At 64.6% G+C, this 15,569-nt stretch carries 15 protein-coding genes; 3 read left to right on the forward strand and 12 right to left on the reverse strand.

The window, feature by feature from the left end; all coding sequences use genetic code 11:
* Positions 1 to 95: 95 nt before the first annotated feature.
* Positions 96 to 497 (reverse strand): DUF2946 domain-containing protein, encoded by a 402-nt coding sequence (locus tag O6P39_RS20960; protein ID WP_275611996.1) that lies wholly within the window; start codon positions 495 to 497, stop codon positions 96 to 98.
* A 446-nt stretch (positions 498 to 943) separates the two neighbouring features.
* Here O6P39_RS20960 and leuA point away from each other — a divergent pair, with 446 nt between their 5' ends.
* Positions 944 to 2,614, forward strand: a complete 1,671-nt coding sequence (leuA, locus tag O6P39_RS20965) for a 2-isopropylmalate synthase (RefSeq protein ID WP_275608348.1) — start codon at positions 944 to 946, stop codon at positions 2,612 to 2,614.
* Positions 2,615 to 2,688: 74 nt separating this feature from the next.
* A complete protein-coding gene (locus O6P39_RS20970) occupies positions 2,689 to 3,165 on the forward strand; it encodes a hypothetical protein (protein ID WP_275608349.1) in 477 nt (158 codons plus the stop codon).
* Between the two features lie 55 nt (positions 3,166 to 3,220).
* Here the strand turns inward: O6P39_RS20970 and O6P39_RS20975 are convergent, their stop codons facing one another.
* Together O6P39_RS20975 and dapA are read right to left on the reverse strand one after the other, a co-directional pair.
* Complete coding sequence (locus O6P39_RS20975) at positions 3,221 to 3,553, reverse strand: DUF5629 family protein (protein ID WP_275608350.1); 333 nt, start codon at positions 3,551 to 3,553, stop codon at positions 3,221 to 3,223.
* Between the two features lie 64 nt (positions 3,554 to 3,617).
* Complete coding sequence (gene dapA, locus O6P39_RS20980) at positions 3,618 to 4,484, reverse strand: 4-hydroxy-tetrahydrodipicolinate synthase (RefSeq protein ID WP_275608351.1); 867 nt, start codon at positions 4,482 to 4,484, stop codon at positions 3,618 to 3,620.
* 366 nt (positions 4,485 to 4,850) lie between these two features.
* On the opposite strand from dapA, the gene O6P39_RS20985 reads away from it, so the two are divergent.
* The gene (locus O6P39_RS20985) at positions 4,851 to 5,804 is read left to right on the forward strand and encodes an aldo/keto reductase (protein WP_275608352.1); all 954 of its coding nucleotides are present in this window, start codon (positions 4,851 to 4,853) and stop codon (positions 5,802 to 5,804) included.
* A 151-nt stretch (positions 5,805 to 5,955) separates the two neighbouring features.
* Here the strand turns inward: O6P39_RS20985 and O6P39_RS20990 are convergent, their stop codons facing one another.
* The 9 genes from O6P39_RS20990 to pilW form a co-directional block, all read right to left on the reverse strand.
* Positions 5,956 to 6,750 (reverse strand): amidohydrolase, encoded by a 795-nt coding sequence (locus O6P39_RS20990; RefSeq protein WP_275608353.1) that lies wholly within the window; start codon positions 6,748 to 6,750, stop codon positions 5,956 to 5,958.
* Positions 6,738 to 7,886, reverse strand: a complete 1,149-nt coding sequence (locus O6P39_RS20995) for a pyridoxal phosphate-dependent aminotransferase (RefSeq protein WP_275608354.1) — start codon at positions 7,884 to 7,886, stop codon at positions 6,738 to 6,740. Before O6P39_RS20995 ends, O6P39_RS20990 begins: the two co-directional genes overlap by 13 nt.
* An 81-nt stretch (positions 7,887 to 7,967) precedes the next feature.
* Complete coding sequence (gene der, locus O6P39_RS21000) at positions 7,968 to 9,455, reverse strand: ribosome biogenesis GTPase Der (RefSeq protein ID WP_275608355.1); 1,488 nt, start codon at positions 9,453 to 9,455, stop codon at positions 7,968 to 7,970.
* An 85-nt stretch (positions 9,456 to 9,540) separates the two neighbouring features.
* Positions 9,541 to 10,683 carry an outer membrane protein assembly factor BamB gene (gene bamB / locus O6P39_RS21005; RefSeq protein WP_275608356.1) on the reverse strand — a complete coding sequence of 381 codons (1,143 nt, stop codon included), beginning with the start codon at positions 10,681 to 10,683 and terminating at the stop codon, positions 9,541 to 9,543.
* A gap of 1 nt (position 10,684) precedes the next feature.
* Positions 10,685 to 11,329, reverse strand: coding sequence for a YfgM family protein (locus O6P39_RS21010; RefSeq protein ID WP_275608357.1), 645 nt, complete (start codon positions 11,327 to 11,329; stop codon positions 10,685 to 10,687).
* A 25-nt stretch (positions 11,330 to 11,354) separates the two neighbouring features.
* On the reverse strand, positions 11,355 to 12,644 hold the full coding sequence (gene hisS / locus O6P39_RS21015) for a histidine--tRNA ligase (protein WP_275608358.1): 1,290 nt from the start codon (positions 12,642 to 12,644) through the stop codon (positions 11,355 to 11,357).
* Positions 12,645 to 12,662: 18 nt separating this feature from the next.
* Positions 12,663 to 13,775: a flavodoxin-dependent (E)-4-hydroxy-3-methylbut-2-enyl-diphosphate synthase gene (gene ispG, locus O6P39_RS21020; RefSeq protein WP_275608359.1), complete on the reverse strand. Its 1,113-nt coding sequence runs from the start codon at positions 13,773 to 13,775 to the stop codon at positions 12,663 to 12,665.
* 2 nt (positions 13,776 to 13,777) lie between these two features.
* A complete protein-coding gene (locus O6P39_RS21025) occupies positions 13,778 to 14,809 on the reverse strand; it encodes a RodZ family helix-turn-helix domain-containing protein (protein WP_275608360.1) in 1,032 nt (343 codons plus the stop codon).
* Positions 14,806 to 15,564, reverse strand: coding sequence for a type IV pilus biogenesis/stability protein PilW (gene pilW / locus O6P39_RS21030; protein ID WP_275608361.1), 759 nt, complete (start codon positions 15,562 to 15,564; stop codon positions 14,806 to 14,808). The genes O6P39_RS21025 and pilW overlap by 4 nt, the downstream gene beginning before the upstream one ends.
* Between the last annotated feature and the right edge of the window lie 5 nt (positions 15,565 to 15,569).

Consider the following 15,569-nt stretch of genomic DNA (forward strand, 5'->3'; position numbering starts at 1 on the left):
ATGATCGGTGAATACGCCCGTTCCACGCGGACACGCACGGCGCACAGGCAACAGCGGTCATCCGCGCCTGCGGTCGATGGATTCGGGAGAAGGGATCAGCCGATCAGGGTCGGTGGAGCGCGGGAGCGTGCGCCGGGGAAGACCGGCGAGGCGGGAATGGTGCTGGAGGTGAACTGGACGGCGGGTGTACCGACGGCAGGCAGGCTGTGGTCCAGCAGGACCGGCGGCGGCGTCAGCGGGGGGCTATGGATCAGCAGGCTGCAGTAGCCGCACTTCTCCATGAAGGCATCGGCGGTGAGCGGCTTCCCGTCATGGGGGGCCGGGGCGGCGTGCTGGCCCGAAGCGCGATGACCGTCGGAGCAGGCCATCTCGTCCATGTCGGCCATGTCGTGCGCCGTGGACGCGCCATGCTCCATCGGCATGACGTGATCCATGGGCATAGGGTGATCCATCGGCAGCGACTGGGATACCAGCGGGCCGACATAGATCATCAGCATGGCGAACAGCGCCAGCCAGGTTCCTATGCCTTGTCGGGTGCGACGGGTCACGAAATGTCCTTGCGGATGGAGGCCCCGCCTTGAGCGGGTGCGCAATGATCGCACGGAGTTCCGCAGCTCCGCTGCGGCACGTGGACGCAGAATCAGTTAAGCACAGCGAAGGCATCTAATAAAAATTGCCAAATCCACATTATTTCAGCAATTTTTTATCATCCCAGGCAACAAATAGAGTTTTTCTACCAATTTTTAACGAATGCTTGCCATCACCCTCTCAGGCCATTAGGTTGGCACTCATGAAAACCGCACACACCCTCATCCTGCTTCGCCAACACGCCTGCCTGCGCCTGGTCAGCCCGCGACTGCGTGGCTGAACCCTCTTCCCGGTTTCATCTCTTTTTCATTTTTTCGCGCAGGCCCGCTGGCCAGAAAGAACAAGGATTCCGCTCATGAGCATGCTGAAAGATCCGTCGAAGAAGTACCGCCCCTTCACCCAGATCACCCTGCCCGACCGCACCTGGCCGGACAAGATCATCGACAAGGCGCCGATCTGGCTGTCCACCGACCTGCGCGACGGCAACCAGTCGCTGATCGAGCCGATGGACGCCGAGAAGAAGATGCGCTTCTTCAAGTGCCTGGTTCAGGTCGGCCTGAAGGAAATCGAAGTGGGCTTCCCGTCCGCCTCGCAGACCGACTTCGACTTCGTTCGCGAGCTGATCGAGGGCGGCCACATTCCCGATGACGTCACCATCCAGGTGCTGACCCAGGCCCGCGACGACCTCATCGAACGCACCTTCGAATCCCTGAAGGGCGCGAAGAAGGCCATCGTCCACTACTACAACGCCTGCGCGCCGAGCTTCCGCAAGATCGTCTTCAACCAGGACAAGGCCGGCGTGAAAGCCATCGCCGTGGCCGCCGGCCAGACCATCAAGCGCCTGGCCGCCGCCGCGCCGGAAACCCAGTGGGGCTTCGAGTACTCGCCGGAAGTGTTCAGCTCCACCGAGACCGACTTCGCCGTCGAGGTGTGCAACGCGGTGATCGAGGTGTTCCAGCCGACTCCGGCGAACCGCCTGATCCTCAACCTGCCCGCCACCGTCGAGTGCGCCACCCCGAACAACTACGCCGACCAGATCGAGTGGTTCGGCCGCCAGATCAACAAGCGCGACAGCGTGATCATCAGCCTGCATACCCACAACGACCGTGGCACTGGCGTGGCTGCTTCCGAACTGGCCCTGATGGCCGGCGCCGACCGCGTCGAAGGCTGCCTGTTCGGCAACGGCGAGCGCACCGGCAACCTGTGCTTGGTGACCATGGCGTTGAACATGTACACCCAGGGCATCGATCCCGAACTGGACTTCTCCGACATCGATGCCGTGCGCAAGGTGGTCGAAGAGTGCAACCAGATCCCGGTGCACCCGCGTCATCCGTACGTCGGCGACCTGGTCCACACCGCCTTCTCCGGCTCCCACCAGGACGCCATCCGCAAGGGCTTCGCCCAGCAGAAGGAAGACGCCGTGTGGGAAGTGCCCTACCTGCCGATCGACCCGGCGGACATCGGCCGCAGCTACGAGGCCGTCATTCGCGTGAACAGCCAGTCCGGCAAGGGCGGCATCACCTTCCTGCTGGAGCAGGAATACGGCATCAGCCTGCCGCGCCGCATGCAGATCGAGTTCAGCCAGGTGGTACAGAACGAAACCGATCGCCTGGGCCTGGAAATGACCGCCGAGCAGATCTACAACCTGCTGCAGAACGAGTACCTGCAAGCCGTCTCCCCGTTCGGCCTGAAGAACTACCGCCTGCAGGAAGAGAACGGCATCTGCGCCATCGACATCGACGTGACCCACAAGGGCGAACAGCACCGCTGGCACGGCAAGGGCAAGGGCACCCTGGAAGCCCTGGTCGCCTCGCTGCCGGTGGACGTCGAGATCATGGACTACAACGAGCACGCCATCGGCGCCGGCACCAACGCCCGCGCGGCCGCCTACATCGAACTGCGCGTCGAGGGTGGTCGTTCGCTGCACGGCATCGGCATCGATGAAAACATCACCACCGCGAGCTTCCGTGCGCTGTTCAGCGCCCTGAACCGCGCCGTAACGCTGGGCCACGCGAAAGCCGCGTAAAACCCGGTAGCACCGTTGTCCCCTTTGCCCTGGACGCCTCGCGCGTCCAGGGTCGTTTTCGAAGGAACGAAAACATGAGCGCACCGCAGGACAATCCGTTCCAGACACCGTCCGCCGTTCTGAAGAATGCGCCCAGTATGGCTGGCGGCGAAGCGCTCTACCGACTCAGGGCTGTTGGCATCGCCACCTTTTTCGGCACTCCGCTTGCCGGGGCCTGGGTCATGACGCAGAACCTCCGCCACCTGGGCCTTCACGATCGCATTCAACAAGTCTGGTACGTAGGAATTGCCATCTCTATCGGGCTTGCATTGCTTGGGCTGCTCCCGGACGGCATCCCCCTGGCTCCCTTTACCATCGTCGCCGTGCTCTCCATGCATGAATACGCGAAACAGGTGACCGGAGATGCATTGGAGCAGCACGCGAGCCGTGGCGGAACGTTCCTCTCCAACTGGCGAGCCTTTGGCATCAGCCTGCTGTTCCTGCTAGCGGCATGGGGGGCTATCTTCGTCGTTACCCTGATCGTTGCCTACCTGCTGGGCATGAATACCTGAGTTTCGCCGGGCAAGGCCCCAAAACACCGAAGGCCCCATCGGGGGCCTTCACGTCTTACTCGTCGTCGCCGCTGGCGGTCACGGCCCCCAGGCAGCACAGGCGATGTTCCTTGTCACCGGCATGCAGCAGCCAGGTCTCCTCCCCAGCCTGATAACGCGCCTCCATCACCTCGTTGTAGGTGAAGGCCCACTGACGGCGATCGCGGCCATCGATGGACTCGATCAGCAGCACCACCTCCTCGCTGGCGAAGGGTTGGTCCGCGTGGGCGGCAGCGTCGGCCTGGTCCAGCAGTGACTCGTTCAGCTCGAACTGCCAGGCGTGAAGGCCGTCGATCAACAGCATGTCGGCGGTTTCCAGCTGGTCCAGCAGGTAGGGAGTCGTGGTCATGATGGGCACTCGGCAATGGGCAGGCCGTCATGATAGAGCAAAACCCATTGCCGGCCCTCCCCTCCTAATCCGCCAGCGCCGCCAGCACGCCGCGCAGCCGCTCGATGGTAGCCGGGGCGCAGCGCTGCATCGGCTCGCGCAGTTCGTCGGCGATTACCCCCTGCAAGGCCAACGCTGCCTTGACTGCTGCCGGGTTGGGCTCGGCGAAGGCGGCCTGGATCCACGGCAGCAGACGGTAGAAGGTCGCCCGCGCCGCGGCGAGATCGCCCGACTCGACCTGACGCTGCATGCGCACATAGAGATCGGCGCGCACATGGGCCGACGCGGAAATCGCCCCGGCACCGCCCTGACATAGGTTGTTGAAGATCTGCAGGTCCTCGCCCGTGAGCACCTCGACCTCGCCATCGGCGATCAGCGCCAGGGTGGTCTCGAGGTCACCGGCGCAGTCCTTGATCGCGGCGATGCGCGGATGACGCACGATGCGCCGCAGGGTCTCGCGCTCGATACGCACACCGGTACGGTAGGGAATGTCGTAAAGCACCACCGGCACAGTGGCGGCGTCGGCCACGGTCTGGAAGAAGGACTCCAGCCCCACCTGCGACGGACGGATGTAGTACGGCGCCGGCACCAGCAGACCGGCCAGCGGGCGGCGCTGGATCTCTTCCTGGAAGGCCAGCAGCTCACGCAGGTTATTGCCCGCCAGGCCCATGATCACCTGCGCGGGCGGCACCCACTGCAGCACGGCATCGAGGACGGCGAGTTGCTCCTCATGGCTCAGCGCCGCCGCCTCCCCGGTGGTGCCGCAGACCACGAAGCCGGCGACGCCGTCTTCCAGCAGTCGGGAAACCAGGTTGTGCAGCGCGGCGAAATCGACTTCCCCGGCACGGAAGGGAGTGGCCAGGGCCACCCAGATTCCACGAAACGTAGACATGCAAAAACTCCTTGTGGCTGACCGTCTGGTCGCCGTCAGGGAGGGATGCGGGAATCAAGCGGGGAGAATTGAAGACCTGGCGCCTTGTGTCCTGTCAGCCCATCTGACGGGACAGCACGCCCCGGTCAAATGAGCGACTGTTTCTTCGATTTCTTGGCAACGACGACGCATACGCCAGCCTGGGCGGAGAAGCCCGGGAGCGGCAGCGAGAAGTCGAAGTTGGCAAGCATGGGCAATTTCTGTGTGCGAAATCAGGTCACCGATAGTGCGCAAGCTCCTATACACCTGTCAACCATGTCCCACGTCTATCACGTCTCTGCCGTCTATGCTGGTTCAACGACAGTGCAGCCGGGGGAGACCTGACAGATGAAACGTCGCGAACTGGGCCAGTCCGGACTGGCGATTCCGCCCCTGGTGTTCGGCGGCAACGTGTTCGGCTGGTCGGCGGACGAAGCCACCTCCTTCCGCCTGCTGGATGCGGTGGTCGACGCGGGAATCAACTGCATCGACACAGCCGACGTGTATTCGCGCTGGGTGCCCGGGCACGTCGGCGGCGAGTCGGAAATCCTGATCGGCAAGTGGCTGAAGAAGACCGGCAAGCGCAATCAGGTGCAGATCGCCACCAAGGTCGGCATGGACATGGGCAACGGCCACAAGGGCCTGTCGGCGGTGTACATCGAACAGGCCCTGGAGCGCTCGCTCAAGCGCCTGCAGACCGACTACATCGATCTCTACCAGGCCCATTGCGACGACCCGCACACCTCCCTGGAGGAAACCATGGGCGCCTTCGCCGAAGCGGTGGAGAACGGCAAGGTGCGGGTGATCGGCGCCTCCAACCTCGATGCCCGGCGTCTGCGCGAGGCCCGCGAGCTCTGCGACCGCCTGAAGCTGCCGAACTACCAGAGCCTGCAACCCAACTACAACCTCTACGACCGCGCCAACTACGAGACCAATCTGGAACCCACGGTGAAGCAACTGGGGCTCGGGGTGATCAGCTTCTACTCCCTCGCGGCGGGTTTTCTCACCGGCAAATACCGCAGCGAAGCGGACCTCAACAAGAGCAGCGTGCGCGGCTACAAGGTGAAGAACTTCATGAACGAGCGCGGCTTCGCCATCATCGATGCGCTGGAGGCAGTGGCCAACGAACTGAACGCGACGCCGACGCAGGTCGCCCTGGCCTGGCTGATGGCGCGGCCGACCATCACCGCACCGATCGCCAGTGCGTCGAAGCTGGAGCAGTTGCCGGACCTGATCGCGGCGATCGAACTGAAACTCAGCGATGAAGCGATCCAGCGGCTGAACACCGCCAGCGCGTACTGAAGGCCGAATAGACCTGTAGGAGCGAGCTTGCTCGCGAACGCTCTGGCTCTTGAGCGGGGTGGTTCGCGAGCAAGCTCGCTCCTACAAAAGCCGCATCGATCCTGGGTCGCTGGAATATCGGACTCTTAAGAGCATCGCGGACGAACTGATATCAGAGCTGGATATCGAACCGGTCCGCATCCAGATAGGCCGGGAAGCGCTCCCGGTAAGCCGCCAGCTCCGCTGCGCTCAGGGCGATCTGGAACACGCCATCGGCACTCCCCGCCGCCAGCAGGTTGTCGCCCTGGAAATCCAGCACCTGGCTGTCGCCGGAATAGGCGTGGCCCTTGCCGTCTTCACCGACGCGGTTGACCGCCGCGACATAGCACAGGTTCTCGATGGCCCGTGCCGGCAGCAGACGGTTCCAGTGCTGCCGACGCGCGGCCGGCCAGTTGGCGGTGTAGAGCAGCAAATCGGTGTCCCGGGCATCGCGGCTCCACACCGGGAAGCGCAGGTCGTAGCAGACCAGCGGGCGAATCCGCCAGCCCTTCCACTCCAGCAGCACCTGCTGCTCACCCGGCGTGTAGTGCTTGTGCTCACCGGCCATGCGGAACAGGTGGCGCTTGTCGTAGTGCTGCACCTCGCCGTCCGGGCGCGCCCAGAGCAGGCGGTTGCGATGGCTGCCGTCGGCAGCGCGGATGATCACGCTGCCACAGACCACGGCATCGAGCTTCGCGGCTTGCCCACGCAGCCAGGCGTAGGTCTCGCCCTCCTCCGCCTCGGCCAGCGCCTCGGAGTCCATGGAGAAGCCGGTGGTGAACATCTCCGGGAGTATCACCACGTCCGCGCCACGGGCGCTTTCCAGCAGCGCCTCGAAGCGCTCGCGGTTGGCCTTGGCGTCATGCCAGACCAGGGTGGTCTGCACCAGGGCCAGCTTGAGGTCGGGCAGTTGGCTCAGATCGCGCATAGTCTTTCCGCCGCCTGGCGCAGCGTCTCCTCTTTCTTGGCGAAGCAGAAGCGCACCAGGCGCATGTCCGCCGGGGCCTGCTGATAGAACACCGAGACCGGAATGGCGGCCACGCCATGCTCGCGGGTCAGCCATTCGGACATGGCGACGTCGTCCAGGTCCGGGCGGATCGCCGAGTAGTCCACCACCTGGAAGTAGGTGCCGGCGGCGCGCTGGAAGCGGAAGCGCGAACCTTCCAGCAAGTCGCAGAACAGGTCGCGCTTGGCCTGATAGAAGCCCGGCAGTTCACGCAGGTGTTCGGGGTGCGCGGCCATGAAGTCAGCCAGCGCCCACTGCAGCGGAGTCACGCCGCAGAAGTTCACGTACTGGTGGATCTTGCGCATTTCCGCCGACAGCGCCGGTGGCGCTACCACGTAGCCGGTCTTCCAGCCGGTGACGTGGTAGGTCTTGCCGAAGGAGCTGATGACGAAGGCGCGCGGGTAGAGCTCGTCATGGGCCAGCACGCTGGCATGCTGCACGCCGTCGTAGATCAGGTGCTCGTAGACCTCGTCGCTGATGACATAGATCTCGCGGTCGCGAATCAGCGCCGCCAGGCGATCCAGGTCGGCGCGGTCGATCAGCGCACCGCTGGGGTTGTGCGGGCTGTTGAGGAAGATCAGGCGGGTGCGCGGGGTGATGGCGTCGGCCATGCGCTGCCAGTCGATGCGGAAGTCCGGCAGGCTCAGCGGCACATGCACGCAGCGGCCGCCGGCCAGTTCCACCGAGGGCTCGTAGCTGTCGTAGCAGGGGTCGAGGACGATGGCCTCGTCGCCCGGGCGAATCAGCGCCTGCACCGCGCAGAAGATCCCTTCGGTAGCACCGGGGACGATGGTCACCTCGGCATCGGCGCTGACCTTGCGGCCATAGAAGTCGGCGACTTTCAGCGCGACCTGCTCGCGCAGGGCCGGCAGGCCGGTCATCGGGCTGTACTGGTTATGCCCGGCCAGCACACGGCGGGCGACGGCTTCGAGCAAGGGCGCGGGGCTGTCGAAGTCGGGGAAACCCTGGGAGAGGTTCAGCGCACCACATTCGGCGGCGAGCTGGGACATGCGGGTGAAGATGGTGGTGCCGACGTTCGGCAGTTTGCTGGTGAGCATGGCGTGACTACAGGCTGCGGGCGATAAGAGGGAGGCCCCTACTCTATCGCCTACAGCCGTACGCCTGAAGTCCGACAGACGTTATTTACGCTTGTCTTTCTTCTTCTTCTCGGCCTTCTTGTGGTGCGACATCAGCCGGCGCTTCTTGTTGACCTGGCGTTCGGTGAGCTGGGTCTTCTTGCCCTCGAACGGGTTGTCGCCGCCCTTGTACTCGATGCGGATCGGCGTGCCGACCAGCTTGAGGACGCGGCGATAGGTCTTCTCCAGGTAACGGGTATACGCCTTGGGCACCGCATCCACCTGGTTGCCGTGGATCACGATCAGCGGCGGGTTGGCGCCGCCCAGGTGGGCATAGCGCAGCTTGATGCGACGGCCGTTGACCATCGGCGGCTGGTGCACCTGGATGGCGTCTTCCAGGATCTGCGTGAGCTTGCTGGTGGGCCAGCGGGTCACGGCGGAGCGGAAGGAGTCCTGCACCGACTTGTACAGGTGGCCGACGCCGGTGCCGTGCAGTGCAGAGATGAAGTGGATGTCGGCGAAGTCGGCGAACATCAGCCGGCGCTCGAGCTCGGTCTTCACGTACTCGCGCTCGGCCGACTCCATGCCATCCCACTTGTTCAGGGCGATGACCAGCGCGCGGCCGGTTTCCAGCACGAAGCCGAGCAGGTTGAGGTCATGCTCGACCACACCCTCGCGGGCATCCATGACGAAGATGACCACGTTGGCATCCTGGATCGCCTGCAGGGTCTTCACCACGGAGAACTTTTCCACCGCTTCGAAGATCTTGCCGCGACGGCGCACGCCGGCGGTGTCGATCAGGGTGTACTTCTCTTCGTTGCGCTCGAAGGGGATGTAAATGCTGTCGCGGGTGGTGCCGGCCTGGTCGTACACGATCACACGCTCTTCACCGAGCATGCGGTTGACCAAGGTGGACTTGCCGACGTTGGGACGGCCAATGATGGCGATCTTGATGCCATCCTTCTCGCTCGGACCGGGGATGCGCTTGGCTTCCTCGCCCTCGGCGACTTCTTCCAGTTCGCCGGGCAGGTCGTTGTCTTCCGGCGCCTCGGGCTCGGGAGCGAACATCTCGCCCAGGGCTTCCTGCAGCATCTGGGTGATGCCACGGCCGTGGGCGGCGGCGATCGGGATCGCATGCCCCAGGGCCAGCGGGCTGAACTCGGCGCGGGCGATGTCCGGATCGACGGTGTCGACCTTGTTGGCCACCAGGAAGCTGCGCTTGTTCTTCTTGCGCAGGTGCTCGGCGATCATCTCGTCGGCGGCGGTGAGGCCGGCGCGGGAATCGACCATGAACAGGACGGCATCGGCCTCTTCGATGGCCTGCAGCGACTGCTCGGCCATCTTGGCGTCGATACCCTCTTCGTCACCGGAGATACCGCCGGTATCGATGACGATGAATTTCTTGCCCTGCCACTTGGCCTCGCCGTACTGGCGGTCGCGGGTGAGCCCTGCGTACTCGGCGACGATGGCGTCACGGGTGCGGGTCAGGCGGTTGAACAGGGTGGACTTGCCGACGTTCGGGCGGCCCACCAGGGCTATTACGGGAACCATGCGGCTCTCCAGGAAATTTCAGATTTTCAGAAAACACGACGGCCGCTGCCGTTTTTCACGGCAGCGGCCGGCAGTAACACTCAGCTTAGCGGAGCGTGTAGGCGACCAGCTTGCCGCTGTTGCCGAACACGTACATCCAGCTGCCGACTACCAGCGGGCGAACCCGCACGCCGTCACCGTCGACCTTCTCGCGGCCAACGAAACGACCATCCACCTGGCTCAGCAGGTGCACGTAACCTTCCAGGTCGCCTACCACTACGTTGCTCGAGAACACGGCCGGAGCGGACAGCTGGCGGCGAGCCAGGGCGTCGTTGCTCCACAGCGAGGACGAGCCACGGGAATCCAGGCTTTCCACAGTGCCAGATGCTTGGCTGACGAACACGCTGCCAGTACCTTCGGCGACGCCGACATAGCTGGAAGCTTCACGCTGCCACAGTACGCGGCCGGTGGTTTCGTCCAGTGCAGCGGCACGGCCCTGGTAGCTGACAACGTACAGAACGCCATCCTGCAACACCAAGCCGCCGTCGATGTCGACTACGCGGTCCAGTTCGGAACGGCCCTGCGGAATGGCAACGCGCTGTTCCCACACCGGCAGGCCTCGCTGTACGTCCACAGCAACGACCTTGCCGCTGGCCAGGCCAGCCAACGCCAGGCGTCCGTCGATCAGCGGAGCACCGGTACCGCGCAGGGTCAGCACCGGTACGGTGCCTTCGTAGATCCAGCGCTGGTTGCCGGTGGCGGCATCGAAGGCGATCAGTTTGTCGTCCTGGGTCTGCACCACCACCACGTCACCGTTGGTGGCCGGGGCCGCCAGCACTTCGCTGGTGACCTTGGCGCGCCACTTCTGTTCGCCGCTGCCGGCGTCCAGGGCGATCACGTCGCCACGCATGGTGCCCAGCAGGACCAGTCCGTTGCCAACGCCAACGGCGCCGGAAACCGGCAGGTCGAGATCCTTTTTCCACAGCACGTCGCCGCTTTCGCGCTGGATCGCCATGACCCGGCCTTCGGCGGAGGCGGCGTAGATGGTCTGGCCATCCACCGCCGGTTCGATCAGGTTGTACAGCTCGCCCTGGCCGTCACCGACCGAGCGGCTCCATTGCTTCTCCAGACGGACCTCTTCCTTGAAATCGGTGAGTTCCGCCGGCGGCAGTTCTTTCTTGCTGTTGCTGCTGCAACCTACGGCCAACAGAGTCAGCGCGAGCAGCGCGGCATGTTTCCAGCGCAGCATGTCAGGCGTCTCCCTTGGCCAGGTCGTCGAGTTTCATCTGCAGGGCACCGACGGCGGCGTCTTCCGGCAGGGCGGCCTTGGCCTTCTCGTAGGCGCTGCGCGCCTCGTCTTCACGCTTGAGCTGGACCAGCAGGTCGCCGCGCAGTTCTTCGCGGGTGGCGACATAGGCCTTGTCGGCGTTGCCTTCGAGCAGCTTCAGCCCTTCCTCGGCCTTGCCCTGGGCGCTCAGCACGCGGGCCAGGCGCTGGCGCGCCAGCTCGCCGAGGGTAGCGTCCACCGGCTTGTCGACGATGGCCTTGAGTTCCAGAACGGCGTCATCCAGCTTGCCGTTGTCCACCGCGACCTTGGCGACGAACAGGCGGCCATACTGGGAGTACGGGGTACCGGCGTATTCGCTGGTCAGCTTGTTGGCCAGCTCGGCAACCTTGGCGGTGTCCGGCTTGCCAGTAGGGTTCAGGGCGGTTTCCAGCAGGGCCTGGTAAACCACGGAGGCACCCTGGGCCTGGTTGTTCTGGTACTTCTTCCAGGCTTGCCAGCCGAATACCACCACCAGTGCCAGGGCGGCACCGGTCAGCAGGGGCATGCCGTTGCGCTGCCACCAGTCCTTGATGTCGGCGATCTGTTCTTCTTCGGTACGCGTACTCACCCCAATACTCCTATCCGCTCGATTCTCAAGCCTGCTGCAGGCAGGCTGCCAGGTGCTCGGGCAGAGCGTCCCAGGCGATGTTCTGTTGTTCGCCCTCGCCACGCAGGGGCTTGAAACCTACCACGCGGTTGGCCAGTTCGTCGTCACCCAGAATCATTGCGAACTGTGCACCGCTCTTGTCAGCCTTCTTGAACTGGCTCTTGAAGCTGCCACCGCCGGCGTTGACCAGCAGGCGAATGCCGGGGATGGCGTTGCGCAGGCGCTCGGCCAGGCTCAGGCCGGCAAGCTCGGCCGCCTCGCCGAAGGCGCAGAGGTAGAGGTCGGCCGGACGGCTGAGTTCCTCGGGTACCAGACCCAGGGTTTCCAGCAGCAGCACCAGGCGCTCCACGCCCATGGCGAAGCCCACGCCCGGGGTCGGCTTGCCGCCGAACTGGCTGACCAGGCCGTCGTAGCGGCCACCGCCGCAAACGGTGCCCTGGGAGCCGAGCTTCTCGGTAACCCACTCGAACGCGGTACGGCAGTAGTAGTCCAGGCCGCGCACCAGCTTCTGGTTGATCTCGTAGCGCAGGCCAACCGCGTCCAGACGGGCCTTCAGGCCCTCGAAGTGGGCGAGCGACTCTTCGTCCAGGTAGTCGTGCAGGGTCGGCGCGCCGACCAGCAGGGCCTGAGTGCTCTCCACCTTGCTGTCGAGGATGCGCAGCGGGTTGGTGGTCATGCGGCGCTGGCTGTCTTCGTCGAGCTGGTCGAAGCGATCCTGGAGATAGGTGACCAGCGCATCACGGTAGCGCGCACGGGCCTCGCTGGAACCCAGGGTGTTCAACTGCAGGGTCACGGCATCGGCCATGCCCAGCTTCTGCCACAGGCGCCAGGTGAGGATGATCAGCTCGGCGTCGATGTCCGGTCCGGGCAGGTTGAAGACTTCCACGCCAATCTGGTGGAACTGGCGATAGCGGCCCTTCTGCGGCTTCTCGTAGCGGAACATCGGGCCGGTGTACCACAGCTTCTGCACCTGGCCGCCGCCGGAAAGGCCGTGTTCGAGCACGGCACGCACGCAACCTGCGGTACCTTCCGGACGCATGGTGAGGGATTCGCCGTTGCGGTCGAGGAAGGTGTACATCTCCTTGTCGACCACGTCGGTGCCTTCACCGATGCCGCGGGCGAAGAGTTCGGTGAACTCCAGGATCGGCAGGCGGATTTCTTTGTAGCCGTAGCCATCGAGCAGCTCGGCGAAGGTACTTTCCAGATAGCGCCAGGCCGGGGTCTGTTCCGGCAGGATGTCGTTCATGCCACGGATGGCTTGCAGGGACTTGCTCACGTAGGGTCCTTGTTGCGGTCAGCCACGCACGATCAGTGCGGCGTCGGCTTCGGCCTTCTCGGCCGCTTTTTCGCGGATCAGCCGTTCCAGCTCATCCACCAGGTTTTCGTTCTGCAGCTTCTGCGCCGGCTTGCCGTCGATGTAGATCAGGTTGCTCGGCGTGCCACCGGTGAGGCCGATGTGGGCTTCCTTGGCTTCGCCGGGGCCGTTGACCACGCAGCCGATCACGGCAACGTCCAGCGGCACCAGCAGGTCCTCCAGGCGGCCTTCGAGTTCGTTCATGGTCTTCACCACATCGAAGTTCTGCCGCGAGCAGCTCGGGCAGGCGATGAAGTTGATGCCACGGGAGCGCAGGCGCAGCGACTTGAGGATGTCGAAGCCAACCTTGATCTCTTCCACCGGATCGGCGGCCAGGGAGATGCGGATGGTGTCGCCAATGCCTTCGGCGAGCAGCATGCCCAGGCCGACGGCGGACTTCACGGTGCCCGAACGCAGGCCACCGGCTTCGGTGATGCCCAGGTGCAGGGGTTGTTCGATTTCCTTGGCCAGCAGGCGGTAGGCGGCGACGGCCATAAACACGTCGGAGGCCTTCACGCTGACCTTGAAGTTCTGGAAGTCCAGGCGCTGGAGGTGATCCACGTGGCGCATGGCCGATTCCAGCAGGGCTTCCGGGGTCGGTTCGCCGTACTTCTTCTGCAGGTCCTTTTCCAGGGAACCGGCGTTGACGCCGATACGGATCGGGATGTTGCGATCGCGGGCAGCATCCACCACGGCCTTCACGCGGTCTTCGCGACCGATGTTGCCGGGATTGATGCGCAGGCAGTCGACGCCCAGTTCGGCGACGCGCAGGGCGATCTTGTAGTCGAAGTGGATGTCGGCAACCAGCGGAACCTTGACCTGCTGCTTGATCTTGCCGAACGCCTCAGCGGCGTCCATGTCCGGTACGGAGACGCGCACGATGTCGGCGCCGGCCTCTTCCAGACGGCGGATCTGGCCGACGGTGGCGGCCACATCCAGGGTGTCGGTGTTGGTCATGCTCTGCACGGCGATGGGGGCATCCCCACCCACCGGCACGTTACCCACCCAGATCTTGCGGGACGGGCGGCGTTTGATCGGAGACTCGCAATGCATCGTTACTGTCCACCCAGGGTCACACGCGCGGTACCGCCGCGCGCCGGGGTCACTGCGACCGGCTGGCCGTTGTAGCTGACCTGCGCACCGCGGGCGAAGCCCAGGCGCAGTTGCACCGGAGCCTTGGCCGCCAGCTCCAGGGTGTCACCCTTGCGCTTGAGCGAGCCGAACAGGACCTTGCCGTCGGCATCGGTAACCTGGGTCCAGCAGTCTTCAGTGAACTGGATCTTGACCACACCCTGACCCGCGGCGGCGACCACCGGAGCGGCCGGCTGGGCTTCGACCGGTGCGACCGGAGCAACCGGTGCAGCAGGCTGCGGAGCGGCGGCTGGTTGAGCGGGGGCTGCCGGAGCCTGGGCCGGAGCGGCCTCGGTGGCGACGGGCGCGCTCGGCAGCGCCGGAGCAGTGGGGTTGGCCGCAACCGGGGGCGTGCCTTCGGCCGGAGCCTCGGCAGCGACATTATCGCCGGCCGGCTCGGCAGGCACGGTCGAGGGATTGGCCTGGTCTTCGGCAACCGCCTGGTCTTCCGGCTCGTCGAGCGTATGGATTTCGGTGGTGCCGTCGGCGCTCTCGACCTCGACGTGCTCCATGTTCAGGCTGCCACTCTCGGCGGTGCGCGCTGCGCGCTCCTGCCACCAGAAGTAGCCGAAGCCGATCAGCAGGGCGAGCAGCACCAGGCTGAACAGGCGCAGCAGGTTACGCGACAGGCGCACCGGCTCGACCACGCGGCCGAGGCTGTGCACGTTGCTGCCGGTGGCATCGGTGCCGGTGTACTGGTCGAACGCCTGGACCATCTGTCCCTGGTCCATGCCCAGCAGCTTGGCGTAGGCACGGACGTAGCCACGGGCGAAGGTGTGGCCGGGCAACTGATCGAAGGAGCCCTGCTCCAGCTGGCGCAAGGAGTGCTCGGTCAGGTTCAGCTGGCTTGCGACCTGGGCAACGCTCCAGCCTTTGTTCTCGCGCGCCTGGCGCAGCGTGTCGCCAGGATTGGCGCGGGTCGTGCCGATGACATCGGACTGCGACGTGCTCATCATTTATCCGCCTGGTATGCCTGGTATTCAGGAGAAGCGGGATACAGGCGCTTGAGTTGCAGCCCGTAGCTGGCAGCGGTATCCCTGTCGTCAAAGATCTTCGCCAGTCGAATTCCCAGCAGCAGGCTGCGCGCGGTCTGCGGGCCCTGCTTGAGGTATTCCTGGTAGTAGGCTCGCGCCGGAACGTACTGACGATCCTGGTAATTGAGTTCGGCCATCTCGATCAGCGCACTGGGCTGATTGCGATTGAGGCGAATGGCCTTCTCGAAGTATTCCTTGGCCTGCTCGCGCTGCTTGAGCTGCAGGCTGACCAGCCCGAGGTTCTCGAAGATGCGCGAACGCTCGGGATACAGACCATCCTCGGCGGCCTTGATATAGACGTCGTAGGCTTCCTTGTAGCGTTTCTGCTCGAACAGGAAGCCGCCGTAGTTGTTCAGGATGCGCGCATCATCCGAACGGGACGAAAGCGCCTTGCGGTATTCGGTCTCGGCCAGCTGCGGCTCCATCTCGGTCTGGTAGACCGCGGCGAGTGCGGTATGCGCATCGGCACTGGACGGATCGAGTTCCAGTGCCTGGCGCAGCGGGACCTTGGCCTGTTCGGCATTGCCGGCCCGCAGGTAGCCGAGCCCCAGCTGGATGTAGGCGTCACGCGCCTCATCCCGGCCCTTCTCGGTTTTCAGAGGATCCTGTTTACCAGACGTCACGCAACCCGTCAGCACGGTTGCCAACAGCAAGAACAGCGCGGCGCGCAGGGTCATTGGAA

The sequence above is a fragment of the Pseudomonas sp. PSE14 genome, assembly GCF_029203285.1.
Taxonomy (GTDB): Bacteria; Pseudomonadota; Gammaproteobacteria; order Pseudomonadales; family Pseudomonadaceae; genus Pseudomonas.